The organism is Streptomyces catenulae (genome assembly GCF_000718015.1).
Lineage (GTDB): Bacteria > Actinomycetota > Actinomycetes > Streptomycetales > Streptomycetaceae > Streptomyces > Streptomyces catenulae.
On the sequence record NZ_JODY01000041.1, the window covers coordinates 1 to 25,344 of the forward strand.

At 74.0% G+C, this 25,344-nt stretch carries 17 protein-coding genes; 8 read left to right on the top strand and 9 right to left on the bottom strand.

All coding sequences use genetic code 11. The features are described 5' to 3' along the window. On the bottom strand, positions 1-1,550 hold a 1,550-nt coding region (locus IF23_RS0127520), incomplete at its 3' end, for an APC family permease (RefSeq protein ID WP_107127036.1). A 166-nt stretch (positions 1,551-1,716) separates the two neighbouring features. Between IF23_RS0127520 and IF23_RS0127525 the strand changes: the two genes are divergently transcribed. Next, positions 1,717-2,319 (top strand): TetR/AcrR family transcriptional regulator C-terminal domain-containing protein, encoded by a 603-nt coding sequence (locus IF23_RS0127525; RefSeq protein WP_030288353.1) that lies wholly within the window; start codon positions 1,717-1,719, stop codon positions 2,317-2,319. Between the two features lie 49 nt (positions 2,320-2,368). On the opposite strand, the gene IF23_RS0127530 is transcribed toward IF23_RS0127525, so the two are convergent. The 3 genes from IF23_RS0127530 to IF23_RS0127540 all read right to left on the bottom strand — a co-directional run bounded on the left by IF23_RS0127530 (position 2,369) and on the right by IF23_RS0127540 (position 7,945). Then, complete coding sequence (locus IF23_RS0127530) at positions 2,369-5,392, bottom strand: bifunctional [glutamine synthetase] adenylyltransferase/[glutamine synthetase]-adenylyl-L-tyrosine phosphorylase (RefSeq protein WP_030288355.1); 3,024 nt, start codon at positions 5,390-5,392, stop codon at positions 2,369-2,371. A 57-nt stretch (positions 5,393-5,449) separates the two neighbouring features. Then, the gene (glnA, locus tag IF23_RS0127535; RefSeq protein ID WP_030288357.1) at positions 5,450-6,811 is read right to left on the bottom strand and encodes a type I glutamate--ammonia ligase; all 1,362 of its coding nucleotides are present in this window, start codon (positions 6,809-6,811) and stop codon (positions 5,450-5,452) included. A gap of 312 nt (positions 6,812-7,123) precedes the next feature. Then, positions 7,124-7,945, bottom strand: a complete 822-nt coding sequence (locus tag IF23_RS0127540) for an alpha/beta fold hydrolase (RefSeq protein WP_030288359.1) — start codon at positions 7,943-7,945, stop codon at positions 7,124-7,126. Positions 7,946-8,689: 744 nt separating this feature from the next. Between IF23_RS0127540 and IF23_RS0127545 the strand changes: the two genes are divergently transcribed. Beyond that, on the top strand, positions 8,690-10,297 hold the full coding sequence (locus tag IF23_RS0127545; RefSeq protein WP_051739933.1) for a multicopper oxidase family protein: 1,608 nt from the start codon (positions 8,690-8,692) through the stop codon (positions 10,295-10,297). Between the two features lie 161 nt (positions 10,298-10,458). After that, complete coding sequence (locus IF23_RS0127550; protein ID WP_030288363.1) at positions 10,459-12,213, top strand: NAD+ synthase; 1,755 nt, start codon at positions 10,459-10,461, stop codon at positions 12,211-12,213. 21 nt (positions 12,214-12,234) lie between these two features. On the opposite strand, the gene IF23_RS0127555 is transcribed toward IF23_RS0127550, so the two are convergent. The 4 genes from IF23_RS0127555 to IF23_RS0127570 all read right to left on the bottom strand — a co-directional run bounded on the left by IF23_RS0127555 (position 12,235) and on the right by IF23_RS0127570 (position 17,283). Continuing rightward, complete coding sequence (locus IF23_RS0127555) at positions 12,235-13,458, bottom strand: MFS transporter (protein ID WP_030288365.1); 1,224 nt, start codon at positions 13,456-13,458, stop codon at positions 12,235-12,237. 333 nt (positions 13,459-13,791) lie between these two features. Then, positions 13,792-14,808, bottom strand: a complete 1,017-nt coding sequence (locus tag IF23_RS0127560; protein WP_425423890.1) for an endonuclease/exonuclease/phosphatase family protein — start codon at positions 14,806-14,808, stop codon at positions 13,792-13,794. 238 nt (positions 14,809-15,046) lie between these two features. After that, a complete protein-coding gene (locus IF23_RS0127565; protein WP_030288369.1) occupies positions 15,047-15,667 on the bottom strand; it encodes a TetR/AcrR family transcriptional regulator in 621 nt (206 codons plus the stop codon). Then, a complete protein-coding gene (locus IF23_RS0127570; RefSeq protein WP_037679955.1) occupies positions 15,664-17,283 on the bottom strand; it encodes an MFS transporter in 1,620 nt (539 codons plus the stop codon). Before IF23_RS0127570 ends, IF23_RS0127565 begins: the two co-directional genes overlap by 4 nt. Before the next feature lie 189 nt (positions 17,284-17,472). Here IF23_RS0127570 and panB point away from each other — a divergent pair, with 189 nt between their 5' ends. The 3 genes from panB to IF23_RS0127585 all read left to right on the top strand — a co-directional run bounded on the left by panB (position 17,473) and on the right by IF23_RS0127585 (position 20,345). Continuing rightward, positions 17,473-18,366 carry a 3-methyl-2-oxobutanoate hydroxymethyltransferase gene (panB, locus tag IF23_RS0127575; RefSeq protein WP_030288372.1) on the top strand — a complete coding sequence of 298 codons (894 nt, stop codon included), beginning with the start codon at positions 17,473-17,475 and terminating at the stop codon, positions 18,364-18,366. Positions 18,367-18,486: 120 nt separating this feature from the next. Continuing rightward, a complete protein-coding gene (locus IF23_RS0127580; RefSeq protein ID WP_030288374.1) occupies positions 18,487-19,518 on the top strand; it encodes an ATP-binding cassette domain-containing protein in 1,032 nt (343 codons plus the stop codon). Beyond that, positions 19,515-20,345, top strand: coding sequence for an ABC transporter permease (locus IF23_RS0127585; RefSeq protein ID WP_030288376.1), 831 nt, complete (start codon positions 19,515-19,517; stop codon positions 20,343-20,345). Before IF23_RS0127580 ends, IF23_RS0127585 begins: the two co-directional genes overlap by 4 nt. Before the next feature lie 48 nt (positions 20,346-20,393). Here IF23_RS0127585 and IF23_RS0127590 read toward each other — a convergent pair whose 3' ends face one another. Beyond that, positions 20,394-23,768 (bottom strand): AfsR/SARP family transcriptional regulator, encoded by a 3,375-nt coding sequence (locus IF23_RS0127590; protein WP_245655135.1) that lies wholly within the window; start codon positions 23,766-23,768, stop codon positions 20,394-20,396. Positions 23,769-24,094: 326 nt separating this feature from the next. Between IF23_RS0127590 and IF23_RS0127595 the strand changes: the two genes are divergently transcribed. Together IF23_RS0127595 and IF23_RS0127600 are read left to right on the top strand one after the other, a co-directional pair. Then, positions 24,095-24,889 (top strand): site-2 protease family protein, encoded by a 795-nt coding sequence (locus tag IF23_RS0127595; protein WP_030288380.1) that lies wholly within the window; start codon positions 24,095-24,097, stop codon positions 24,887-24,889. 128 nt (positions 24,890-25,017) lie between these two features. After that, positions 25,018-25,329, top strand: a complete 312-nt coding sequence (locus IF23_RS0127600) for a hypothetical protein (RefSeq protein WP_030288382.1) — start codon at positions 25,018-25,020, stop codon at positions 25,327-25,329. The last annotated feature ends 15 nt before the right edge of the window (positions 25,330-25,344 follow it).

A 25,344-nucleotide genomic window follows, 5' to 3' on the forward strand; every position in this document is an offset into this window, starting at 1 on the left:
GCGGTGACGGGGGCGGGGGCGGGGCCGCCCGCCTCGTCGGCGTCGTAGGCGTCCTCGGTGACCTCGGTGTCCTCGGCTTCCGTGGGCTCGGCGGCGAATCCTTCGTACACGGCGGGGCGGCTGCGGCGCAGGCGGCGGGCGAGGGCCAGACCGAGGAGGAAGGCGGCGGGGACGAGGAGGACCAGGACGGTGTTGGTGGCGAGCGGCGCCGCCGTCATCAGGTCGATCTTGGAGATGACGAGGCCGAGGGCGCCGGTCATCAGCACGGCGGCGGCGATCGGGGCGACCCGGGTGCGCCAGACGCCCTCGCCGTGGGTGATACGGCGGAAGAAGAGCGGGACGGCGGCGGCGGTGAGCGCCTGGAGCGCGAGAAGGCCCAGCATCCCGGGGGTGTTCATCCAGAGCAGCAGTTGCCGGTACGGGTCGGCACCGGCCACCGCGAACCCGGCGACGACGAGGACGGCGAGGGCGCTCTGCACCGCTCCGGCGACGTACGGGGAGCGGTTGCGGGGGTGGACGCGGCCGAGGGCGGCGGGCAGCACGCCTTCCCGGGCGAGGGAGAGCGCATAGCGGTTGATGGCGTTGTGGAAGGCGAGTTGGGAGGCGACGATGCTGGTCACGATGGAGATGTGCATCAGGTCGGTGGCCCAGGCGCCGACGTAGCGGGTGGTGGCGGAGAAGAAGAGTCCGGCCGGGTCGTGCAGGGCGGCGGCGACGATCCGGTCCGGGCCGTACGCCTGGACGATGATCCAGATGATGAAGGCGTAGAAGAGGCCGAGGAAGGCGACCGCGACATAGGTGGCGCGGGGGATGGTGCGGGCCGGGTCGCGGGCCTCGCGGCGGTAGATGGCGGTCGACTCGAAGCCGGTGAAGGCGGCGAACGCGAAGGCGAGGACGGCGCCGGTGCCGGGCACCAGGACATGCGCGGGGGTGAAGGAGTCGGCGCCGAGACCGTGGGCGCCGCCGTGCAGCAGGACGCCCCCGGCCAGCAGCACGAGGATGCCGGTCTCGGCGACCAGCAGCACGCCGAGGACCTTGGCGCCGAAGTCGATGCTGCGGTGACCGAGGTACCAGATGACGGCGATCCCGGCGAAGGCCAGCGGCGGCCAGGGGATGTGCACGCCCCAGAAGGCTTCGAGGGCCTCCTGGGTGGCGGTGGCGAACAGCCCGTGGACGCCGATCTGCATGCCGTTGTACGCGAGGAGGGCGAGGCTCGCGGCGCCGAATCCGGCGGGGCGGCCCAGCCCGCGGGTGATGAAGGCGTAGAAGCCGCCGCCGTGGCGGACATGGCGGGCCATGGTGGTGAAGCCGACGGCGAAGAGGGCGAGGGTGGCCCCGGCCAGGAGGTAGCCGACGGGGGCGCCGAGACCTCCGGCGCCGATGGCGACGGGCGAGGTCCCGGCCATGACGGTGAGCGGGGCGGCGGCGGAGATGACGAAGAAGGCGATGTCGGCGGCGGAGAGGCTGCCGCGGCGCAGCGTCGGTTCCGGGTTGCCGGGTGGCGCGGGGCGGGACGGTGCCCCGGGCGGGGTGGTGGCGGGTGTGGCCATGGCGTGCGGGTGCCCTTCTGCGGCGGAGGAGGAGGGCGGCCCGGTGCGCGGGAGGGGTGGGCACGGCAACGGGACCGCAAGGAATTTAACCTAAAGCCTTTCGGTTTTTGCACCGTAACCCCCGCCCGTACGATTCGGGAAGACCTCACGGGCGGGAGAAGACGACATGGCGAGGCCGCGGACACCGCTGCTGGACCGGGCACGGATCGGCGCGACGGCGCTGCGGCTCGTGGACGAACAGGGCGATTTCAGCGTCCCGCAGATCGCCCGGGAGCTGGGGGTGCGCACCGCCTCCGTCTACCACCACGTGGACGGCCGGGCCGGCGTCATCGAGTTGCTGCGGGAGCACGTCGGCGCCGCCATCGACCCCGCCACCCTGGAGACCACGCCGTGGGACGCGGCCCTGGAGTCCTGGGCCCGCAGCTACCGCGCCGCCTTCGCCGCGCACCCGCGCACCATCCCGCTGCTGACCGTCTCCCCCGTCCGCGCCCCGCGGGTGCTGGCCCTCTACGAGCGGGCGTGCGGGGTGCTGCTGGACGCCGGGTTCGCCGCGTCGGAGGTGATCCCGGTGATCGTCGCCGTGGAGAATGTCGTCCTCGGCTCCGCCCTCGACCTCGCCGCCCCCGAGACGATGTGGGAGGTCGCCGACCCCGCCGACACCCCCCGCCTCGCCGCCGCCGTCGCCCATGCGGGACCGCACCGCGCCGACACCGCCTTCGAACTCTCCCTGGCGGGGGTGATGGAGCGGGTGCGGGGGATGCGGGGGTGACGCGGGCGCACGTCAACGGGCCCTGGGCGCACGGCAGTTCCACGGAGGGTCACCCCCCGTAGAACACCTCCTCCACCACCGCGCGGGCGCGGCGGGTGATGCGGCGGTAGTCGTCGAGCATGTCGCCGACGTGGCCCTCCTCGTAGCCGAGGTAGCGGCCGACGGCGGCCAGTTCGCGGGCGTCGGCGGGGAAGGTGTCGCCGGGGCGGCCGCGGACCAGCATCACGCCGTTGCGGACGCGGGCGGCGAGCACCCACGCCTCGTCGAGGATCTGGGCCTCCTCGGTGCCGATCAGTCCGGCCTGGTGGGCGGCGGCCAGGGCCTCGCGGGTGCGGGTGGTGCGCAGAGCGGGCAGCTCCCAGCCGTGCTGCAACTGGAAGAGCTGCACCGTCCACTCGACGTCGCTCAGCCCGCCGCGGCCCAGCTTGGCGTGGGTGGTCGGGTCGGCGCCGCGGGGCAGCCGCTCGGACTCCATCCGCGCCTTGAGCCGCCGGATCTCCCGCACCGCGTCCTCCCCCAGCCCCTCGACCGGGTAGCGCAGCGGGTCGATCAGCTCGATGAAACGGCCGCCCAGCTCGGCGTCGCCCGCGACCGGTTCGGCCCGCAGCAGCGCCTGTGCCTCCCACGTCAGCGACCAGCGCCGGTAGTACGCGGCGTACGAGGCGAGGGTGCGCACCAGCGGACCGGAGCGGCCCTCCGGGCGGAGGTCCGCGTCGATCGGCAACGGCGGGTCGGCGGAGGGGAGTTGGAGCAGGCGGCGCATCTCGTTGGCGACGGCGCGGGCGGCCTTGGCGGCCTCCTGTTCGTCGGCGCCCTCGCGCGGTTCGTGGACGAAGAGCACATCGGCGTCCGAGCCGTAGCTCAGCTCGTGGCCGCCGAAGCGGCCCATGCCGATCACCGCGAAGCGGGTCGGCAGGGTGTCGCCCCAGCTCTCCCGGACGGCGGCGCGCAGCGCACCGGCGAGCGTCGCGGCGTTCAGATCGGAGACCGCGGAGCCGACCGCGTCCAGCAGCCGTCCGTGGTCCTCCTCGGCGGGATGGTCCTCGGTGCCGTACGCGCCGATCAGATCGGCGGCGGCGGTCCGGAACAGCTCCCGGCGGCGCACCCCGCGGGCCGCGGCCACCGCCGCCTCCGCGCCGTCCGCGCGGCCGACCGCCGCCAGCACCTCCTGCTCCAGCGCGAGGCGCCCGCGCGGGCGCAGCCCGTCGGCGGCGCCGAGCAGCGCCACCGCCTCCGGCGCGCGCAGCAGCAGATCGGGGGCGAGACGGCCGCCGGACAGCACCCGGGCGAGGTTCTCCGCCGCGGCGCCCTCGTCCCGCAGCAGCCGCAGGTACCAGGGGGTCTTGCCGAGCGCGTCGGAGACCTTGCGGAAGTTGAGGAGTCCGGCGTCAGGGTCGGCGGAGTCGGCGAACCAGCCGAGCAGCACCGGCAGCAGCGTCCGCTGGATCGCCGCCTTGCGGGTCACCCCGGACGCCAGCGCCTCCATGTGGCGCAGCGCCCCGACCGGGTCCGCGTAGCCGAGCGCTTCGAGGCGCTGACCGGCGGCCTTCGCGGAGAGCCGGGTCTCGCCGGGCTCCAGGTGGGCGACGGCGTCCAGCAGCGGGCGGTAGAAGAGCTTCTCGTGGAGCCGCCGCACCTCGCGGGCGTGCCACTTCCACTGGGCGCGCAGCGCGTCGACCGGTTCGGTGCGCAGCCCCAGCGAGCGGGCCAGCCGCCGCAGATCGGCCTCGCCCTCGGGCATCAGATGGGTGCGGCGCATCCGCTGGAGCTGGATGCGGTGCTCCAGGGTGCGCAGGAAGCGGTAGGCGGCGTCGAGGGCGGCGGCGTCCTGGCGGCCGACGTAGCCACCGGCGGCGAGCGCGGCGAGGGCGTCGAGGGTGGTGGGGCTGCGCAGCGTCGCATCGCTGCGGCCGTGCACCAACTGGAGGAGCTGGACGGCGAACTCGACGTCCCGCAGCCCGCCCGGGCCGAGCTTCAGCTCCCGGTCGACCTCGGCGACGGGGATGCCCGCGATCACCCGGCGGCGCATCTGCCGTACGTCGGCGACGAAGTTCTCCCGCTCGGCGGCCTGCCACACCAGCGGGGCGAGGGCGTCGACGTACGCCTGTCCCAGCTCGGGGTCGCCCGCCGTCGGCCGGGCCTTGAGCAGCGCCTGGAACTCCCAGGTCTTGGCCCAGCGCTGGTAGTAGACGAGGTGGCTGCTGAGGGTGCGGACCAGCGGGCCGTTGCGGCCCTCGGGCCGGAGGTTGGCGTCGACCGGCCAGATGGTGCCCTCGGCGGTGACGTCCGAGCAGACCCGCATCAGCCGCGCCGCCAGCCGGTTCGCGGCCTGGAGCGCGGCCGCCTCCTCGGTGCCCTCCTTGGCCTCGGCGACGAAGACGACATCGACGTCCGAGACGTAGTTCAGCTCCCGGCCGCCGCACTTGCCCATCGCGAGGACGGCGAGGCGGCAGACGGCGGCGTCGCCCGGCGCTTCCTCGGAGGCGATCTGCAGGGCGGCGCGGAGGGTCGCGGTCGCCAGATCGGCCAGTTCGGCGGCGACCTCGCTGACGTCGGTGGTGGCGCACACGTCGCGCGCCGCGATGCCCAGCAGAGCGCGGCGGTAGGCGATCCGCAGCGCATCCGGCCGCGGCAGCGCGACGCCCTCCTCGCCCCAGACGCCCTCCGCGAGCGCCTCCTCGAACTCCGGGGTGGCCGGGTGGAGGTCGGCCGCCTCGTACGTGACGAGCGACTGCCAGTCGCGCGGGTGGCGGGCGAGGTGGTCGGCGAGCGCCTCGGAGGCGCCCATGACGCCCAGCAGCCGGTCCCGCAGCGGCTTCGCGGTGACCAGCGTGGCCAGCAGCCGCTGCCGCTCCGCCTCGTCCTGCGCCTCGACCAGCCGGACCAGCCCGAGCAGCGCCTGATCCGGGTCGGCGACCTGGGCGAACGCCTCCAGCAGCACCGGGTCCTCGTGCACGGCGGCGAGTTCGGGGGCCTGCAGCAGCCGGGCGGCGGCCGACGGGTCGGTGAAGCCGTGGCGCAGCAGCCGGGTGAAGGTGCTGCTCCGCCGGCCCTGCGGAGCGGGGTGTGCCATGGCGGGCGCCTCTCGGGGTCCGCCCGGCCGCCGGGCCGGGCGACGGCGGGGTTCGGGTTACAGGACCGGCAGCATCTTGCGCAGCTCGAAGGCGGTGACCTCGGAGCGGTACTCCTCCCACTCCTGCTTCTTGTTGCGCAGGAAGAAGTCGAAGACGTGCTCGCCGAGGGTCTCGGCGACCAGTTCGCTGCGCTCCATCAGGTCGATGGCCTCGCCGAGGTTCTGCGGCAGCGGCTCGATGCCCATCGCGCGGCGCTCGGCGTCGGTCAGCGCCCAGACGTCGTCGTCGGCGCCGGGCGGCAGTGCGTAGCCCTCCTCGATGCCCTTGAGTCCGGCGGCGAGGAGGACCGCGTAGGTCAGGTACGGGTTGGCGCCGGAGTCGATGGAGCGGACCTCGACGCGGGTGGAGCCCATCTTGCCGGGCTTGTACATCGGCACCCGGATCAGCGCGGAGCGGTTGTTGTGGCCCCAGCAGATGTACGAGGGGGCCTCGCCACCGGCGCCCGCGGTGCGGTTGGTGCCGCCCCAGATGCGCTTGTAGGAGTTGACCCACTGGTTGGTGACGGCGGAGATCTCCCCGGCGTGGCGGAGCAGTCCGGCGATGAACGAGCGGCCGACCTTGGAGAGTTGGTACTCGGCGCCGGACTCGTGGAAGGCGTTGCGGTCGCCCTCGAAGAGGGAGAGGTGGGTGTGCATCCCGGAGCCGGGGTACTCGGAGAACGGCTTGGGCATGAACGTCGCCTGTACGCCCTGCTCCAGCGCCACCTGCTTCATGACCAGCCGGAACGTCATGATGTTGTCGGCGGTGGACAGCGCGTCGGCGTACCGCAGGTCGATCTCCTGCTGGCCCGGGGCGCCCTCGTGGTGGCTGAACTCCACGGAGATGCCCATCGATTCGAGCATCGTGATCGCCTGGCGGCGGAAGTCCATGCCGACGTTCTGCGGGGTGTGGTCGAAGTAACCGGAGGAGTCGCCGGGGGTGGGGCGTCGGCCGTCCACCGGCTTGTCCTTGAGCAGGAAGAACTCGATCTCGGGATGGGTGTAGAAGGTGAAGCCGAGGTCGGAGGTCTTCGCCAGGATGCGCTTGAGGACGTAGCGCGGGTCGGCGTACGAGGGGGAGCCGTCGGGCATCAGGATGTCGCAGAACATCCGGGCGGTGCCGGGGCCTTCGGCGCGCCAGGGCAGGATCTGGAAGGTGCCCGGATCCGGCTTGGCGATCATGTCGGACTCGTAGACCCGGGCGAAGCCCTCGATGGCGGAGCCGTCGAAGCCGATGCCCTCGTCGAACGCCTGCTCAAGCTCGGCGGGCGCGACCGCCACGGACTTCAGGAACCCGAGCACATCGGTGAACCACAGCCGTACGAAACGGATGTCACGCTCCTCCAGCGTGCGGAGCACGAACTCCTGCTGCTTGTCCATGGTTCACCAATCCTTGCAGGTCAATCAGCCCGTCCCACGTGTGGGATCACATCGTGTGGCACACCAGTATCACGCGCGGGGGTTACCGTCACATTACGCACCCTTGGCCTGATTCAGAACCGCCCGGCCGTGTCCTCGGGCCCCCGCCCGTCGCGTCCGGGGCGCGCCCGGTCGGCCCGCCATGGTCAGCGTGGGACGCGTGGGCGCCGTCTGTCACGGCCCGCGGCAGGGCAAACCGGCGGCTTGGCGCACTCCTGACCTCCCGGGGAGGCGCCGTTGACCCGCCCATGGCGTGCCGGGTCCGCGGCCCGGTCACAGCTCGCGCACGGCGCGGGCGACGGCGTCCGGCGCATCGGCCATCAGCAGATGTCCGGCGGGCGCGGCCACCACGAACCGGCCACCCAGCTCCGTGGCGAGCCCGCGCTGCCGCTCCAGCCAGCGCAGCTCACGGGGGGTCTCCCCGCCGCCGTACGCCGCGAGGACCGTCACCGGTACGGGTGGCAGCGCGCGCTCCGGACGGAGCGCCGCCACCTCCGCCGCCTGGTAGGGGTGGGCGGCGTTCTCCAGTGCGCAGGCGCGCACGACCCGGCTGGTGCGGTACGTGGTGCGCTCCCAGGGGTGCGCGGGGTGCGGGCCGAGCGCCCCGGCGCGGGAGATCAACCGGCGGCCGACCGGGCCGAGGGCGCGGGGCAGCCCGGCGGCGGAGGCGGCGCCCGCCACGCCGCCCGCCCAGGCGTGCCGGACGGCGCGCGGCAGCACCGGGCGGGCCGGGTCGGCGAGGGAGCCGTCGGCGAGGACGAGGCCCGCGCAGCGGTGCGGGTGGAGCCGGGCGAAGACCTCGGCGTGGAAGGCGGCCATGGAGTGGCCGACGACGGTGGCCGGACCCGGGTGGCCGAGCGCGTCGAGGACGTGGGCGATCCGGTCGGCCTCGGCGGCGGCGGTCGGCGGGCCGGGCGCGGGGGCGCTCAGGCCGAGACCGGGGCGGTCGAAGCGGATGACGGTGTGGTCGGGGGCGAGCAGCGCGACCACCGCCTCCCAGTCGAACCAGGCCATGCCGAGGCCGCCGCAGAGCACCACGGCGGGGCCGCTGCCCTCGCGGAGGACGTGCAGCGGCACGCCGTCGACGCGGAGCATCCGGCCGGGCGGCGCGCCGGGGCCCGGGCCGTCCGGGGCGTCCGCGGCGCGGGGCCGGTCCGGCGCGCGGTCCGCGCCGCCGGGGAACGTGCCCCCGTGGCCGCCGCGGCTGCCACCGCCGTGACTGCTGCTGTCGTGACTGCTGCCCCTGCTGCGGTTCATCCGCGGCCTCCCGCTCATCCGTCTCGCACCGCCCCCGGCCGCGCCCTGCTCGTCTTCTTCCCGCCCGGCGCCGATTCTCCCGCCCGCCGACCCTGAGTTTCTCCCAGCCGCCGACCCTGAGATTCTCCCGATCACCGCCCCTGAGATTCTCCCGCCCCGCGCGGGGGTTCTCCCGCGGGGGCGGCGCGGGGCCGGTGGGCGCGGGGGCACGGGGCGGCGCCCGGGGCCGTACGCCACGGGTGTGCGCCGGACGCTCCGGGCGCCGTCACCGGAGGGCGGCGCACCACCCGTGGATACCCCGTGGGGGTAAGGACCCGGAGTGGCGGATGGCCCCGGAGGGAGGAGCGGCGTCCGGTGGGCGCCGTGACGCCGCGGATTCCCGCGTCCCAGGTCGTAAGGTGCCCCGCGAGGCACCACCCGACCGCCGGGTCCGCCACCCGCCGCCACCGGCACCCACCCGACACCCCACCCGCCTTCCCTCCCCCTACTCCTCCATCGGCGATTTGTCCGCATTCGTTCGCTTTTGATCCGCGTGCTGTCCGCCACTCCGGCCGTGCGCCCACCGACACCCCGAGGTACTCCATGCGACCTGAGCGCCCCTCCCGCCCCCAGACCGAACCGTCCGCCCGCCCCGCCGAGCCCGGGCGGCGGGCGCTGCTCGGCGCGGGAGCCGCCGCCGTCGCCGCCGGGCTGCTCGGCGCGGGCGGCACCGCCGTCGCCCGCCCGGCGCGCGCCGACGGCAAGGGCGCGCCCGCCGCCTCCGGCGAGGTGCCGCCCGGCTACGTCACGCCCGGCGGGCCCCAGGTCCGCGACACCGAGAAGCACCGCGGCAACGGCCCGGTGCGGCAGTTCTCCCTGGTCGCCACGCCCGCCGACATCCAGCTCGGCGACCGCTCCGTCCGCACCTGGACGTACGACGGCACGCTGACCGGCCCGGAGCTGCGGGTGACCGCCGGTGACGTGCTGTCCGTCGACTTCGCCAACCAGCTGCCGCACCCCACCACCGTCCACTGGCACGGACTGGCGCTCCGCAACGACATGGACGGGGTGCCCGGCATCACCCAGGACGCGGTGGCCTCCGGGGAGTCGTTCGCGTACCGCTACATGACGGTGCGGCCGGGCACGTACTGGTACCACCCGCACGTCGGTGTGCAGCAGGACCGCGGGCTGTACGGGCCGCTGATCGTCGACGACCCCCGTGAGCCGCTCGCCTACGACAAGGAGTGGGTGGTCGTCCTCGACGACTGGGTCGACGGGATCGACGGCTCCGACCCCGACGCGATCCTCGACGAGCTGAACCACGGGGAGCCCCACAGCGGCCACGAGATGCGCGCCGCCGCGCCGAAGGAGTCGAAGAAGGGACCGTCGCGGATCCTGGAGCACGCCCACAGCGATCTGCTCGGCGGGATGGCGGGCAACGTCGACTACCCGCTCCACCTGATCAACGGGCGGACCCCGGACGACCCGCAGACCTTCACCGCCTCCCCCGGTGACCGCATCCGGATCCGGATCATCAACGCGGGCGGCGACACCGCCTACCGGGTCGCGCTCGGCGGGCACACCATGACCGTCACCCACACCGACGGCCACCCCGTCGCCCACGCCGACACCGACGCCCTGGTGCTCGGCATGAGCGAGCGCTACGACGTACTGGTCACCGCCAAGGACGGCGTCTTCCCGTTCACCGCGCTCGCCGAGGGCAAGAACCATCTGGCCCAGGCGGTGCTGCGGACCGGCGGCGGCGCCGCGCCCGGCCCCGGCACCCGCCCCCGCGAACTGGACGGAAAGCTGCTCACCGCCTTCGATCTGGACAGTGCCGAATCGGTACGCCTGCCCGAACGCGAGGTCGACCGCCGCCATCAGCTGGTGCTCACCGGGTCGATGCGCCGCTTCGACTGGGCGATCAACCACGCGCCGTTCAAGCCGTCGCAGCGCTACGCCGTCCGGGAGGGCGAGCGGGTGGAGCTGGTGTTCCGCAACCACACCGGGATGTGGCACCCGATGCATCTGCACGGCCACGCCTTCGAGCTGGCGTACGGCGGGGCGCGCAAGGACACCGTCATCGTGCGCCCGGGCCACACCATCCGGGTCCACCTGGACGCCGACAACCCGGGCCTGTGGATGCTCCACTGCCACAACGTGTACCACTCGGAGAGCGGCATGATGACGGTGCTCGGCTACCGCGACTGACCCGCCGCATACGGGAGTCGCGGGGCGGCGGCCGGGGATCCACGGGCCGCCGCCCCGCGCCCCGCCGGGCGCCCGTACCCCGTCATCCGCCCGTAACGCGGGCCCCGGAGCCGTAACCTTCCCGACCCCTCCGGCGCCGGGCGGACGCATAAAATGGCGGGGTGCCTCAGCTCCGGCTCGCCCTGCACCAGATCGACACCTGTGTGGGCGCGCTCCCGCGCAACACCGAGACGCTGCTCCATCGGGCCCGCGGCGCCGCGCAGCGGGGCGCGCACCTCGTCGCCTTCCCGGAGATGGCGCTGACCGGCTACCCCGTCGAGGATCTCGCGCTGCGCCCGTCGTTCGTCACGGCGAGCCGGGCGGCGCTGGTGGAGCTGGCCGGACGGCTGGCCACCGAGGGGCTGGGCGACCTGCCCGTCGTCGTCGGATACCTCGACCGCGGCACCCCGGAACCGGCGCGCCACGGGCGGCCCGCCGGGGCGCCCCGGAACGCGGCGGCGGTGCTGCACCGCGGCCGGGTCGCGCTCCGTTTCGCCAAGCACCATCTGCCCAACTACGGCGTCTTCGACGAGTTCCGCTACTTCGTCCCCGGCGACACGCTGCCCGTGGTGCGGGTGCGCGGCGTCGATGTGGCGCTGGCGATCTGCGAGGACCTCTGGCAGGACGGCGGCCGGGTGCCCGCCGCCCGCACCGCCGGAGCCGGGCTGATGCTCTCCCTCAACGCCTCCCCCTACGAGCGGCACAAGGACGACACCCGCCTGGAGCTGGTGCGCCGCCGCGCCCGGGAGGCCGGGTGCACCACCGCGTATCTGGCGATGACCGGCGGCCAGGACGAGTTGGTCTTCGACGGCGACTCGCTGGTCGTCGCGCCCGACGGCCGGGTCCTGGCACGGGCCGCGCAGTTCGCCGAGGAGTGCCTCCTGGTCGATCTGGAGCTGCCCGCGGGCGCCGCCGAGCCGCCGTCCGGGGTGGTCGACGACGGGCTGCGCATCGACCACGTCACACTCTCCGCCGCCCCGCTGCCCGCCTATCCCCCGCAGTTCCCGGGCGGTACGGCTGCGCGGCTGCCGGACCTGGACGAGGTCTACGCCGCGCTGGTCACCGGGGTGCGGGCGTACGTCACGAAGAACGGCTTCGGCAGCGTGGTGCTGGGCCTGTCCGGCGGTATCGACTCGGCGCTGGTGGCCACGCTCGCCTGCGACGCGCTGGGCGCCCGGAACGTCCACGGCGTCGCGATGCCGTCCGCGTACTCCTCGGAGCACTCGCGCACCGACGCCGCCGAGCTGGCCCGCCGCACCGGGCTGGCGTTCCGTACGGTGCCGATCGGGCCGATGGTCGACGCGTACCTGGGGGCGCTGGAGCTGACCGGGACGGCGGCGGAGAACCTCCAGTCGCGGGTGCGCGGCACCACGCTGATGGCGCTCTCCAACCAGGAGGGCCACCTCGTCCTCGCCCCCGGCAACAAATCCGAGCTGGCCTGCGGCTACTCCACGCTCTACGGCGACTCCGTCGGCGCGTTCGGGCCGATCAAGGACGTCTACAAGAGCGAGGTCTACGCGCTGGCCCGCCGCCGGAACGCCGTGGCCGTCGAGCGGGGCGCCGTCCCGCCGATCCCGGAGCACACCCTCACCAAACCGCCCAGCGCCGAACTCCGCCCCGGCCAGCTCGACACCGACACCCTCCCCGACTACGCCGTCCTCGACCGGATCCTGGCGCGGTACGTCGACGGGGACCGGGGGCGGGCCGAGATCGTCGCCGAGGGGTTCGACGACGCGCTGGTGGTGCGGGTGCTGCGGATGGTGGACGCGGCGGAGTACAAGCGGCGGCAGTACCCGCCGGGCACCAAGATCTCCGCCAAGGGCTTCGGCAAGGACCGGCGGCTGCCGGTCACCAACCGCTGGCGCGAGGGCGGCTGACGCGGCCCGCCCGGCGCCCGGTCAGCCGCGGTGGTCGGCGGACGCCGTCGCCTCCACCGTCTTCGGGGCGCCGCCGCGGGCCACCACACGGGAGGCGTCGCCCGCCGTACGGTCCAGGAGTCCGGCGGTGACGGCGACGACGAGTCCGGCGGCGGCCAACACCGCGCCGACCAGGGCGGGCGAGGTCCAGCCCCAGTGCGCCGACAGCGCCAGACCGCCCACCCAGGCGCCGCCCGCGTTGGCGAGGTTGAACGCCGACTGGTTGGAGGCGGCGGCCAGCGTCGGCGCGCCCTGCGCCTTCTCCATCACCAGCATCTGCAACGGCGTGGTCGTCAGGAAGCCGACCGCGCCGATCAGGACGACGGCGACCAGCACCAGCGACTTGTGCGGCGCGGCCAGCGGGAAGAGCGCGAGGACGGCGGCGAGGGCGGCCAGCGAACCGTAGAGGGTGGGGCGCAGCGCCCGGTCGGTGAGGGGTCCGGCGGCGAGGGCGCCGAGCGTCATCCCGATGCCGAAGAGGGCGAGGACGACCGTCACGGAGGTCTCGGAGAAGCCGGTGACCTCGGTCAGCGCCGAGGCGAGATAGCTGTAGAAGGCGAAGACCCCGGCGAAGCCGAGGACCGTGGTGAGCAGCCCGAGCAGCACCTGCCGCCCGGTGAGGGCACGCAGCTCCCGGCCGATCCCGGTGCGCTCCCCGGCGGGCAGCGGCGGCACCAGCCGGGCCAGCGCGGCCATCGCGACCAGGCCGATGCCCGCGACGACGAGGAAGGTGGCGCGCCAGCCGAGGTGCTGGCCGAGGAGGGTCGCGGCGGGCACCCCGACGACGTTGGCGACGGTCAGGCCGAGGAACATCGTGGCGACGGCGCGCGCCTGCCGCCCCTCGCGCACCAGCCGGGCGGCGACCACCGCGCCGATGCCGAAGAACGCGCCGTGCGGCAGCCCCGCCAGCAGCCGCCCGGCGACCAGCAGCGGGAAGTCGGTGGCGAGGGCGGAGGCGAGGTTACCGGCGGTGAAGAGCGCCATCAGCGCCACCAGCATCGGCTTGCGGGGGACGCGGGAGCCGAGCGCGGTCAGCAGCGGGGCGCCGATGACGACGCCGAGCGCGTAGGCGGAGACGAGGTGACCGGCGGTGGGGACGGAGGTGCCCAGATCGTCCGCGACATTGGGCAGCAGGCCCATCATCACGAATTCGGTGGTGCCTATTCCGAAGGCCGAGATCGCGAGCGCGAGCAGAGCCAAGGGCATGGGAGACCTTTCGGAGCGGTACGCGGGCGGGCGACGGGCACGGGCGTCCGTGCGGGCCACGCCGCCGGAACGCCGCGGTGACGACGTCGTAAGTTCGGGGACGGAACAAAGTCTGGCAGGTCCGGAATTCCGTCGGGTGACGGCGGTGTGACCCCGGGGTGTGCCGTTGCGCACGGTGAGGTGGGCGGCGGGCGTCCCGCGCAGGCCCGCGCCCGGCTCCCGTACGGGTCGGCGGGGGTCCGCCACGGGCCCGGATCCGGCTCCCGTACGGCCCCGGACATGCCGGAGCGGGCGGAACGTCGCCGCGTTCCGCCCGCCCGGTGGCCGGTGGCGTCAGGAGCCGCCGGTGAGGTTGATCGAGGCGGCGATCGGCAGATGGTCGCTGCCGGTGGCGGGCAGCGTCCAGGCGGACACCGGCTCCAGGTCCCGGGTCATGATCTGGTCGATCCGGGCCATCGGGAACGACTCCGGCCAGGTGAAGCCGAAGCCGTCGCCCGCCGCGCCCTGCGCCGACCGCATCTGGGAGGTGACCGGCGCCAGCGAGCGGTCGTTCATCGTGCCGTTGAGGTCGCCGAGGAGGACCACCCGGTGCAGCGGCTCCTGCGAGACGGCCTTGCCGAGCGCGGCGGCGCTGTCGTCGCGCTGGCTGGCGGTGAAGCCCGCCTTGACCTTGACCCGCACCGAGGGCAGATGCGCGACGTACACCGCGATCTTCTCGCCGTCCGGCGCGGTCAGCGTGGCGCGCAGCGCCCGCGTCCAGCCCATCTTGATCGGCACCGCCGACGCGTCGGACAGCGGCCGCTTGCTCCAGAGGCCGACGGTGCCCTTGACCGCGTGGTACGGGTACGCCGCCGCGAGCCCCTTCTTGTAGGCGGGCAGCGCCTGGGCGGTGACCTCCTCCAGGGCGACGACGTCGGCGTCGGCGGCGGCGAGGTCGCGGGCGGTACCGGCGGGGTCCGGGTTGTCGGCGTCGACGTTGTGGGTGATGAACGTCAGATCGCCGCCGGTGCCCGACTTACCGATGAGCTGCCCGCCGAAGAGGTTGGCCCAGGCGAAGACCGGCAGCACCAGCGCGATCAGCGCGGTCGCCGAGCGGCGGAGCACCGCCAGCAGGAGCAGCAGCGGGATGGCCAGACCCACCCACGGCAGGAACGTCTCCAGCAGGCTGCCGAGGTTGCCGACGGTGTTGGGGACCTTGGCGTGCAGCAGCATCAGCAGACCGAGCGCCACGGCCAGCACCGCGAGGACGATGCCGCGCCGCCACATCCGCTCCGGCTGCCACCACCTGCGCAGACGCTCGGCCCGGGAACCGGTCCGGTCAGGGCCGGGCCCCTGCTCCGGCTCCGTCATGTACGCCTGCGCCATTCCGCTTCCCTCACTGCTCTGTCCACCGCGGCCTCGACTCCGCCCACCGACCCTAGGTGATCGTGGGGCGGCGCTTTTCCACCCGTAGTGACGAGGCGCCCACGGCGGAAAGTTCCGGCCGCGGGCGCCGCACCGCATCCTGTGACAGAACGGGCACATGCGTCCGTCCACCCCGGCGCGCGGCAGCCGCCGGGCGCCCCCCGTGTGGTTCGGGCGCCGTGCGTCAGGGGCGCGGGCGCACCCCCTCCAGCACCGTGTCGACGATCTGCTCGGCCAGCCCCTCGGGCAGCGCCTTGCGCTCGTCGAGGAGGGCGCGCGCCAGCATCGGGCCGACGAAGAGATCGGCGAGCACGTCGATCTCCCGGTCGTCGCGGATCTCCCCGCGGTCGATGCCGCGCCGCAGCACGGCGTGCATCGCCTCGCGGCGGGCCCGTATGACCGTGTCGTGGTACTCGCGCCAGACGTCGGGCTGTGCCTGGACGTGGGTGAGGACGGTGCGGAACACCGCGGAGTGGCGCTTGACCAGGCCACGGTGGCGCAGATGCTCCAGCATGGCGACGAGGTCGTCGCGGACGGAGACGCCGCGCGCCGGGGGCAGGTCGTCGTCGAGGGAGCGGATGACGTCGAGGAGCAGGGCGTTCTTGCCGGACCAGCGGCGGTAGACGGTGGCCTTGCCGACACCGGCGGCGCGGGCGATGCCCTCCATGGACAGGTCGCCGATGGAGGCGCCCTCCTCGATCAGGCGCAGCACCGCCTCGACGATGGCGGTGTCCGCCGCGGCGGAGCGGGGGCGGCCACGGCGTCCGTCCCCCGCCTCCGGGGCGGCCGGTCCGGGGCCGCTCACCGCGGGGCCCGTTCGGTCTCGTCCGGGCGCGGGGCGGTGACCGGCACGACGGGCGCCGGGCGGCCGGGCAGGAACACCGCGACCACCACGGCGCCGACGAGCGCGATACCGGACGAGACGAGCGCGGTGAGGTGCATGGCGTGGACGAAGGCGTCCTGCGCGGCGGTCACCAGGGGCCGTCCGGCGGGGCCCAGCCGGGCGGCGACGCCGAGGGTGGCCTCGATGGACTCACCGGCGGCGTGCCGCACCGGACCGGGCAGCCCGGGGACGGCGTCGAGGGTGCCCCTGATCCCGTCGCGGTAGGTCGTGGAGAGCACCGAGCCGAGGACCGCGACGCCGAGGGTGCCGCCGACCTGCCGGAAGGTGTTGTTGAGCGCCGAGCCGGAACCGGCCTTCTCGCGGGGCAGCGCCTGCATGATCGAGACGGTGACCGGCGGCATGATGTGCGCCATGCCGGTGCCCTGGAGGAAGAACAGCACCTCCATCACCCACATCGGGGTGTCGACGCCGAGCAGCAGCATCCCGGCCATGGTGACGGCGACGATCAGCATCCCGGCGGTGCACACCGCGCGGGCGCCGAAGCGGTCGACGACGTGCCGGGCGCGCGGCGCGAAGATCATCTGGGCGGCGGCCAGCGGCAGGATCAGCAGCCCCGACTCCAGCGGGGTGTGGCCGCGCACGCTCTGCACGTAGAAGACGATGAAGAAGGTGACGCCCATCAGCGCGAAGAAGACCAGCGCTATGGCGGCGACGGCGGCGGAGAAGGCCGGGTTGCGGAAGTAGCCGATGTCGATGGACGGGTGGTCGCTGCGCTTCTGCTGGACGACGAAGAGCGCGAGGACCGCGACGCCGCCGAGGACGGTGCCGACGACCTCGGGGTCGGTGAAGTCGGCGAGCTGGCCGCCCTTGATGATGCCGTAGACGAGCAGGACCAGGCCGACGACGGAGAGCGCGACGCCGACCGGGTCGAGGCGGCCGGGCGCCGGGTCGCGGGAGTCGGGGACCAGCAGGACCATCGCGACCAGCGCGATCAGCACGATCGGGACGTTGACCAGGAAGACCGAGCCCCACCAGAAGTGGTCGAGCAGCAGTCCCCCGGCGATCGGGCCGATGGCGATGGCCAGGCCCACCCCGCCCGCCCAGATGCCGATCGCCTTGGGCTGCTCCTCGCGCTCGAAGACGTTCATCAGGATGGCGAGGGTCGCGGGCATCACGAAGGCGCCGCCCAGGCCCATCAGGGCGCGGAAGACGATCAGCTCGACGGGTGAGGCGGCGAACGCGGCGAGCACCGATCCGGCGCCGAACACCGCGAGCCCGAAGAGCAGGACCTTCTTGCGGCCGAGGCGGTCGCCGAGGAGTCCCGCGGTGAACAGCAGCCCGGCGAAGACCAGCGTGTAGGCGTTGATCGCCCACTCCAGCTCGCTCTGGGTGGCGCCGAGACCGGCGGGTGCGGGGGTGGCGATGGTCTTCATCGCGACGTTGAGGATGGAGTTGTCGAGCACCACGATCAGCAGGCTGAGCATGAGCACGGAGAGGATCACCCAGCGGCGGCGGTGCACGGTCGCGTCGACGCGACCGGTGCTCGGGCCGCCGGAGCGGAGCGGGGAGTTGGCCATGCCCGCCAGCGTACCGTCTTTCGATACGGGACCGTTCCGTATTACGGGGAGAGCGGGCCGCCGGGCACCCCGGGCCGGCGGCACCGCCCGGCGGGCTCCCCCTTCCCCGGCCCGGGCGGGCGTGCCAGCATGGAGGGGAGTCCGGAGACGCCGTCAGGGCGCTTCGAGATGAGAACAGGAGCCGTCACCATGACGCAGCTTTCGCCTGCCCGGAAACCGGCCGCGGAGCCCGCGGCGACGCCGCCCGCCGAGCCCGGCAAGACCCTCTACGGCGGTACCCGCTCCCGCCGGGTCACCGTCCGTGACATCGCCGCCGCCAAACGGCGCGGGGAGAAGTGGCCGATGCTGACCGCCTACGACGCGATGACCGCGTCGGTCTTCGACGGGGCCGGAATCCCCGTCCTGCTCGTCGGCGACTCGATGGGCAACTGCCACCTCGGCTACGAGTCGACCGTGCCGGTCACCATGGACGAGATCGCCCTGCTGTCCGCCGCCGTGGTCCGCGGCACCGACCGCGCCCTGATCGTCGCCGACCTGCCGTTCGGCGCGTACCAGGAGGGCCCCGTCCAGGCCCTGCGCAACGCCACCCGGCTGGTCAAGGAAACCGGCGCCGGGGCCGTGAAACTGGAGGGCGGCGAGCGCTCCGCGCACCAGGTGGAGCTGCTGGTGTCGGCCGGGATCCCGGTCATGGCGCACATCGGGCTGACCCCGCAGTCGGTCCACGCGTTCGGCGGCTACCCGGTCCAGGGCCGCGGCGAGGAGGCCGCGGCGCAGCTGCTGCGGGACGCCAAGGCGGTGCAGGACGCGGGCGCGTTCGCGGTCGTCCTGGAGGCGGTCCCGGCGGAGCTGGCCGCCGAGGTCACCCGGTCGCTGCAGATCCCGACGGTCGGCATCGGCGCCGGTGCGGAGTGCGATGCGCAGGTGCTGGTGTGGACCGACATGGCCGGGATGACCGCCGGTCGGGTACCGAAGTTCGTCAAGCAGTACCTCGCGCTGCGGGAGCTGCTGGGCGACGCCGCGAAGGAGTTCGCCGAGGAGGTCTGCGCCGGGACGTTCCCGGAGGAGCGGCACACCTTCCACTAGGGGCGTGACCGGGGCCGGTGCGGAGACGTACCGGCCCCGTGTCGGTGTCGGTGGCCCCGGTCCGTCCGGTGTCGGCGGAATGTCGGTGCGGTGTCGGCGGGGCCCGGCACCGTGGGGGACATGACACGACAGACAAAGACCCCCCGGGGCGGCAACGCCGTGGAGGTGCGCGGTCTGGTCAAGCACTTCGGCGACGTGAAAGCCGTCGACGGGGTGGACCTGGACGTGCGCGAAGGCACCGTGCTCGGCGTCCTCGGACCGAACGGCGCCGGTAAGACCACGCTCGTCCGCTGCCTGTCCACACTGCTCGTCCCGGACGCCGGGAGCGCCGTGGTCGCCGGGTACGACGTGGTACGCCAGCCGCGCGCACTGCGCCGCACCATCGGGCTGACCGGCCAGTACGCCTCGGTCGACGAGAAGCTCTCCGGCTACGAGAACCTCTACATGATCGGGCGGCTGCTCGACCTGTCCCGCAAGGACGCCCGGCGCCGCGCCGACGAGATGCTGGAGCGGTTCTCGCTCACCGAGGCCGCCAAGCGCCCGGCCGCGAAGTACTCCGGCGGGATGCGCCGCCGCCTCGACCTCGCCGCGTCCATGATCGGGCAGCCCTCCGTCCTCTACCTGGACGAGCCGACCACCGGCCTCGACCCGCGCACCCGCAACGAGGTGTGGGACGAGGTGCAGCGGATGGTCCGCGAGGGCGCCACGGTGCTGCTGACCACGCAGTACATGGAGGAGGCCGAGCAGCTGGCGAGCGAGCTGACGGTCATCGACCGCGGCCGGGTCATCGCCGAGGGCCTCGTCGACGAGCTGAAGGCCAAGGTCGGCGGGCGCACCCTGCAGATCCGGCCCGCCGACCCCACCGCCCTGGACGCGGTGGCCGCGGCCCTGGCGGGCGCCGGGCTCGACGGGCTCGGCGGCGCGACGCCCGACCCCGCCGACGGCGTCGTCAACGTCCCCATCATCAGCGACGAGCAGCTGACCGCGGTGATCGGCCTGCTGGGGGCGCGGGGCATCGCCCTGGCCGGGATCAGCACCCACCTGCCCAGCCTGGACGAGGTCTTCCTCGCCCTCACCGGCCAGAAGTCCTCGGAGGCACCGGCCGACGACGCACGCGAGAGCGACCAGCAGTACGCGGAGGTATCGGCATGAGTGCCGCGACACTGACGGCACCGGCGACGAAGCCGGGCGCCGACGAGGGCCGGATCGGGCTGCGCGCCAACCTGCGCCACATCGGCGCGCTGGCCCGCCGCAACGCCCTCCAGATCAAGCAGGACCCGGAGTCGATGTTCGACGCCCTCCTGATGCCGATCATCTTCATCCTGCTGTTCGTGTACGTCTTCGGCGGCGCCATCGCGGGCAAGGGCCACCAGCAGGAGTACGTCCAGCACCTGGTGCCCGGCATGATGGCGATGATGGGCATGAACATCGCCATGGCGGTGGGCAGCGGCGTCAACGAGGACTTCCGCAAGGGCGTCATGGACCGCTTCCGGACCATGCCGATCGCCCGCTCCTCGGTCCTGATAGCCAAGATCGTCGTCGAGATCGGCCGGATGCTGATCGCCACCACGATCCTGCTCGCCATGGGCTTCCTGCTCGGCCTCGAAATCCGCGGCAGCGCCCTGGAGTTCGTCGCCGCGATCCTGCTGTCCACGGCCTTCGGCGCCGCCCTGATGTGGATCTTCATCCTGCTGGGGCTGAGCCTGCGGACACCGCAGGCGGTGCAGGGCATGGCGATGCTGGTGCTGATGCCGCTGCAGTTCGGCTCGTCGATCTTCACGCCGACCGACAACATGCCCGGCTGGCTGCAGGGCTTCACCGACATCAACCCGCTCTCCCAGCTGGCGGACGCGGCCCGCGCACTGATCAACGGCCATGGTGCGGTGGCCCATCCGACCCTGATCACCCTCGGCTGGGCGGTCGCCATCACGGCCGTCACCATGCCGCTGGCGGTCCGGAAGTTCCGCAGCAAGACCTGACGCGCCCGGGGGCCGCGAGCCCCCGGGAGACACCTCGCCCGGCTCGCGTCAGACGAGGGCGGTGGCCTGCTCCAGCGAGAGGCCGCCGCCTTCGGCGTACCCGCGGGCGTACGCCGCGTCGCCGACCGCCGCGCGGGCCTCCGCCTCCGCCCTCTCCCGGAGGTACCGGATCGCCCGCGGCGCGACATGCCCCGGCGCCCACAGCGCGTCGTACGCGCCGACCAGCCGCGCCGCGTCCGGGCCCGCCGCGGCGCCGCGTACCGCGAGCACCACCCGGGCGCCGGTGAGGAGTTGGGCCACCGGCAGGTCCGGGGCGACCAGCCGGGCCACCTCGTCCTGCATCCGGCCGAGGGCCGACCGCAGCCGCTCCAGCAGCCCGTCGGAGCGGCCCTCCTCGACATCCACGGTGACCAGCGCCGCGTCCACCATCCCGACGAGCATGTCGGGCCCCCACAGCAGCGACTCGCCCCGGACCAGCGTCAGCTGCTCCCGCGCCGCCTCCAACCGCCCCGTCACCAGCAGCTGCATCGCCAGCGTCAGCCGGGCGAACGGGATCGCGTCCCGCCCGGCGGCCAGGTCCTCCGACCGCGTCAGCACCTCCCGCAGCAGCCGCTCGCCGTCCGCCTCCCGCCCGTCCTCGATGAACACCCCGCCCAGCCGGGTCCGCAGGATCAGCGTCTGACCGTGGGCACCCAGGTCGGCGGCGTACCGCATCGCCTCGCGGTAGTCGTCGGCGGCGAGCGCGTACCGGCCGCGCGCCTCGCGGGACTCGCCGCGCCCCGCCAGCGCCTCGGCGACGCCCCAGTCGTCGCCGATCTCCCGGAACAGCCGCAGCGACTCGTCGGCGTCCCGGCTCGACTGCTCCAGCCCGCCGGGCCGGTCGTTGAGGATCTTCGCGCGCAGTTGGAGGACGAACGCCAGCTCCCAGTCGTAGCCGAGCGCCCGGCAGGTGGCCACGCCCCGGTCGATGAGGGCGATCAGGTCCGCCTGCCGCCCGGAGAGCAGCACCGGGTAGAACCAGAGCGCGCCCGGCACCCGGCAGGTCTGCGGGACGCCCCCGCGGTACGCGGTGAGGACCCCGGCCATCTCCTCCTTCCGCTCCGGCCCGGTGACCATCTCCGCGTAGGTCTCCGCGCACGACAGCTCCACCAGCCGCACCTCCCGGCGGGCCTCCACCAGCTGTTCCGGGCTCATCGGCGGCGGGGTGTCGATCGGCCGGTCGTAGAGGTCGGGGGCGGGCGTGACGGGCGGCAGGAAGGGGTTGGGGCCCAGCGCGCCCGCCGCCCGTGACCAGGTGCGGGCGTCCGCCCGGTGGTCGCGCAGGCCCCAGAACCACTGGAGCGACAGCACCAGGCAGAGCGCCTCGTGCTCGTCGGACGCGGCGACGGCGCGGCGCAGCGCGGTCCGCAGGTTGTCGTGCTCCAGCTCCAGCCGCTCCAGCCAGACCCGCTGGCCGGGGCCGCGCAGCAACGGGTCGGCGGTGCGGGCCAGTTCGCGGTGGGCGACGAGGTGGCGGCGCTCGGCGGCGGCGCGTTCGCCCGCCTCGTCCAGCCGCTCCCCCGCGTACTCGGCGACCGTCTCCAGGAGGCGGTGGCGCATCCGGCCGTCGGCCATCGGGGCGGCGACCACCAGCGATTTGTCGATCAGCGAGCCGAGGACGGCGGCCACCTCGCGCCGGTCGACGCCGTCGCCCGCGCAGACCTCCTCGGCCAGCTCCGGGTCCCAGCCCCCGGCGAAGACGGACAGCCGCCGCAGCACGGCGCGTTCCGGCCCGTCGAGGAGGTCCCAGGACCAGTCGACGACGGCGCGCAGCGTCTGCTGGCGCGGCAGTGCGGTGCGGCTGCCGCTGGTCAGCAGCCGGAAGCGGTCGTCGAGACGGTCGGCGATCTGCCGCGGGGAGAGCATCCGCAGCCGGGCGGCGGCCAGTTCGACGGCGAGCGGCAGTCCGTCCAGGCGGCGGCAGATCTCGGCGCAGGCGGCCGGGTCGTCGTCGGCGCGGAAACCGGGCCGGGCGGCGGCGCCCCGGTCGGCGAGGAGCCGCAGCGCCACCGGGTCGGGCAGCGGCTCCACCGGGCGCAGCACCTCGCCGGGGACGGCCAGCGGCTCCCGGCTGGTCGCCAGGAGCGTCACGCCCGGGCAGTCGGTCAGCAGCCGCTCGGCGAGCGCGGCGGCGGCGCCGACGACGTGTTCGCAGTTGTCGAGGATGAGCAGCATCCGGTGGTCGGCGCAGTGCTCGGTGAGACGGCCCAGCGGGTCGAGCGCCGTGGGGTCGGTGGCGGCGCGCAGCCCCTCGGCGGCGGAGCCGCGGACCACCGTCTCGCGGGCGCCGAGGGCGGTGAGCACGGCCTCCGGCACGGTCGCCGGATCGTCGACCGGCGCCAGCTCCACCAGCCACACGCCCTGCGGCCAGGCCCCCGGCAGCCCCGCCGCGGCCGCCTCCGCGCCCTCCTGCGACAGCCGCGTCTTGCCCGCGCCGCCGGGTCCCAGCAGCGTGACCAGGCGGTGTGCGGCGAGATCGGCCCGCAGCCCCGCCAGCTCGCCGTCCCGGCCGACGAAGGAGGTCCGCCGGGCCCGGAGGTTGCCGGGGCGCGGGACGGCGGGCGCCACCGGGGGCGTCCGGGGTGCGGCCGATACGGGATCGGCGGGCGCGGCGGGCTCCGCGGGCGCGGCCGTCCCCGTCGCCGCCCCGGGGCTCAGCAACTCCCCGTACAGCTCGCGGAGTTCCGGCCCCGGGTCGGCACCGAGCCGGTCGGCGATGTCCCGGCGGATCTCCTCGTAGGCGGCGAGCGCCTGGGCGGTGCGGCCGGCGGCGCGCAGCGCCCGCAGCCGCAGCGCCTGCAACGGCTCGTCCAGCGGATGCTCCCGGCACAGCGCGTCCAGCCCCGGCAGCGCCTCCTCGGCCCGCCCGAGGGCGAGGAGGGCGGCGAACCGCACCCGGCGGGCGTCCAGCCGCCGCCGCTCGGCCCGGACCGCGTCCGTACGGGCCGCCGGGAGGTCGACGAGGGCGGGGCCCCGCCAGAGCGCCAGCGCCTCGTCCAGCACCGCGGCGGCCCGCTGCGGGTCGCCGTCGGTGAGCGCCGTGGCGCCCTCCGCGGTCAGCCGCTCGAACCGCGGCAGATCCACCGCGCCGGGCTCCGCGCAGAGCCGGTAGGCGCCGTCGGAAGAGGCGACGGCCGCATGGCCCAGGGCCCGCCGCAACCGTCCGACCAGCGCCTGGAGCGCGCCGTTCGCGTCCGCCGGTGGATCCATCCCCCAGATGTCCGCGATCAGCGCGTCGGTGGGCAGCGCCCGGCCGGGCCGCAGCGCGAGCGCCGCCAGCAGCGCGCGCAACCGTGCGCCCCCGAGGGACACGGCCGTCCCGTCCGCCCTCAGTGCCTGCGTGGTGCCCAGAATTCCGTACCGCACCCGAACATTGTCGGTCACGTTCCGCCCCCTTCCTCCCCATACGGCCCGCCGCCCCCGGAACGGGCCCGCTCCACCTTCTCCCGGGCGCCCGCCCCACCACCACCGGAAATCCGCGCCGGGGCACCGGCGGCCCACCCCGGCACCGGGGCACGCGCGGCGCCCGGGGCCGCCCCGTGCGCGGCGCACGCGCGGCGGCCCGCGCCCCCGCGCCCCGGTTCGCCCGGGCCCGGTGCGCGGACCGCCCCGCCGCGGATACGGTCGGGGCTACCGTCCCCCGGACCGTGCGGCCCGGCCCCACCGCGTACGCACCGTCCACCGCCGTCCGTACCTGGGAGCCCCGCACGATGACCACCGCCGTACGGTCCGCCGAGCGCCGCATCAGCCCGGTCTTTCTCTCACTCGTCGCCGTGATGGCGGTCTCGGGGTGGGCCGTCTGGAGCGAGCAGCTCGCCGCGAGCACCGGGTTCGCGGTGTTCCTGTTCATCGTCTCCGGCTGGGTGGTCTCGCTCTGCCTCCACGAGTACGCCCACGCCAGGACGGCGCTGCACAGCGGCGACACATCCGTGGCCGCCAAGGGCTATCTGACGCTGAACCCGCTCAAGTACACCCACGCGCTGCTGAGCATCGTGCTGCCGGTGATCTTCGTGATCATGGGCGGGATCGGGCTGCCCGGCGGCGCGGTCTTCATCGAACGGGGCCGCATCCGGGGCCGCTGGCGCGACAGCCTGGTCTCCGCCGCCGGGCCGCTGACCAACATCCTCTTCGCCGCCGTCGCCACCGCCCCCTTCTGGCTGCACGCCCTGGACGGCGTCCCCGACCCGTTCCGCTACGCCCTGGCGTTCCTGGCCCTGCTCCAGGTGACGGCGGCGATCCTCAACTTCCTCCCCGTCCCGGGTCTGGACGGCTACGGCGTCCTCGAGCCCTGGCTCTCCCCGGGCCTGCGCCGCCAGCTGGAGCCGTTCGCCCCGTTCGGTCTGCTGGCGGTCTTCGGCCTGCTGTGGGTCCCCGAGATCAACCACGCCTTCTTCCAGCTCGTGGACACCGTCCTCGACACCCTGGGCGTCACCCGCTGGGACTCCTACTGGGGCCAGGAATTCTTCCGCTTCTGGCAGGGCGAACCACAGGTTCCGGTGCGGTAGGGGGACGGGGCATCTCGAAAATTGTAGATTGATTTAAGCCAACGCACAGCAGCCACGCCCGGCGACTCTAATCCCAACCTAAACTTCAGAGACGTAATGTCGTCACGGAATCACCCGAAGAGGAGAGCGTGGGAGACAAATTCTCGGTCGATACCGGCGAGCTCGGCGACTTCCTGAAAACCCTCAAGAAGGCCACCGAATCACTCGAAAGTGTACGCAAGGCCATGAACCAGACAGAATCCGATCGCATCGGCACCAGCGATTTGGACGAAGCCTGCAACCACTTCCAGGAACACTGGAAATACGGGTCCGAGCAGCTCACAGAGCAGACGAAGAATCTCAGGGAGGCGATAGGGAAAACTAAAGAGAACTACGAAGAGGTCGAAAAATCTCTGGAAGAAGCCTTCAAGAAGGCAAATCGAAAGGCTGAGGCGAAATGAAGGGACCATACCCGC

Bases quoted from the DNA above. Each gene is read 5' to 3' on its own strand.
- IF23_RS0127525 (WP_030288353.1), top strand. From the start codon at position 1,717: ATGGCGAGGCCGCGGACACCGCTGCTGGACCGGGCACGGATCGGCGCG.
- IF23_RS0127530 (WP_030288355.1), bottom strand. From the start codon at position 5,392: ATGGCACACCCCGCTCCGCAGGGCCGGCGGAGCAGCACCTTCACCCGG.
- glnA (WP_030288357.1), bottom strand. From the start codon at position 6,811: ATGGACAAGCAGCAGGAGTTCGTGCTCCGCACGCTGGAGGAGCGTGAC.
- IF23_RS0127540 (WP_030288359.1), bottom strand. From the start codon at position 7,945: ATGCTCCGCGTCGACGGCGTGCCGCTGCACGTCCTCCGCGAGGGCAGC.
- IF23_RS0127545 (WP_051739933.1), top strand. From the start codon at position 8,690: ATGCGACCTGAGCGCCCCTCCCGCCCCCAGACCGAACCGTCCGCCCGC.
- IF23_RS0127555 (WP_030288365.1), bottom strand. From the start codon at position 13,458: ATGCCCTTGGCTCTGCTCGCGCTCGCGATCTCGGCCTTCGGAATAGGC.
- IF23_RS0127560 (WP_425423890.1), bottom strand. From the start codon at position 14,808: ATGACGGAGCCGGAGCAGGGGCCCGGCCCTGACCGGACCGGTTCCCGG.
- IF23_RS0127570 (WP_037679955.1), bottom strand. From the start codon at position 17,283: ATGGCCAACTCCCCGCTCCGCTCCGGCGGCCCGAGCACCGGTCGCGTC.
- panB (WP_030288372.1), top strand. From the start codon at position 17,473: ATGACGCAGCTTTCGCCTGCCCGGAAACCGGCCGCGGAGCCCGCGGCG.
- IF23_RS0127580 (WP_030288374.1), top strand. From the start codon at position 18,487: ATGACACGACAGACAAAGACCCCCCGGGGCGGCAACGCCGTGGAGGTG.
- IF23_RS0127585 (WP_030288376.1), top strand. From the start codon at position 19,515: ATGAGTGCCGCGACACTGACGGCACCGGCGACGAAGCCGGGCGCCGAC.
- IF23_RS0127595 (WP_030288380.1), top strand. From the start codon at position 24,095: ATGACCACCGCCGTACGGTCCGCCGAGCGCCGCATCAGCCCGGTCTTT.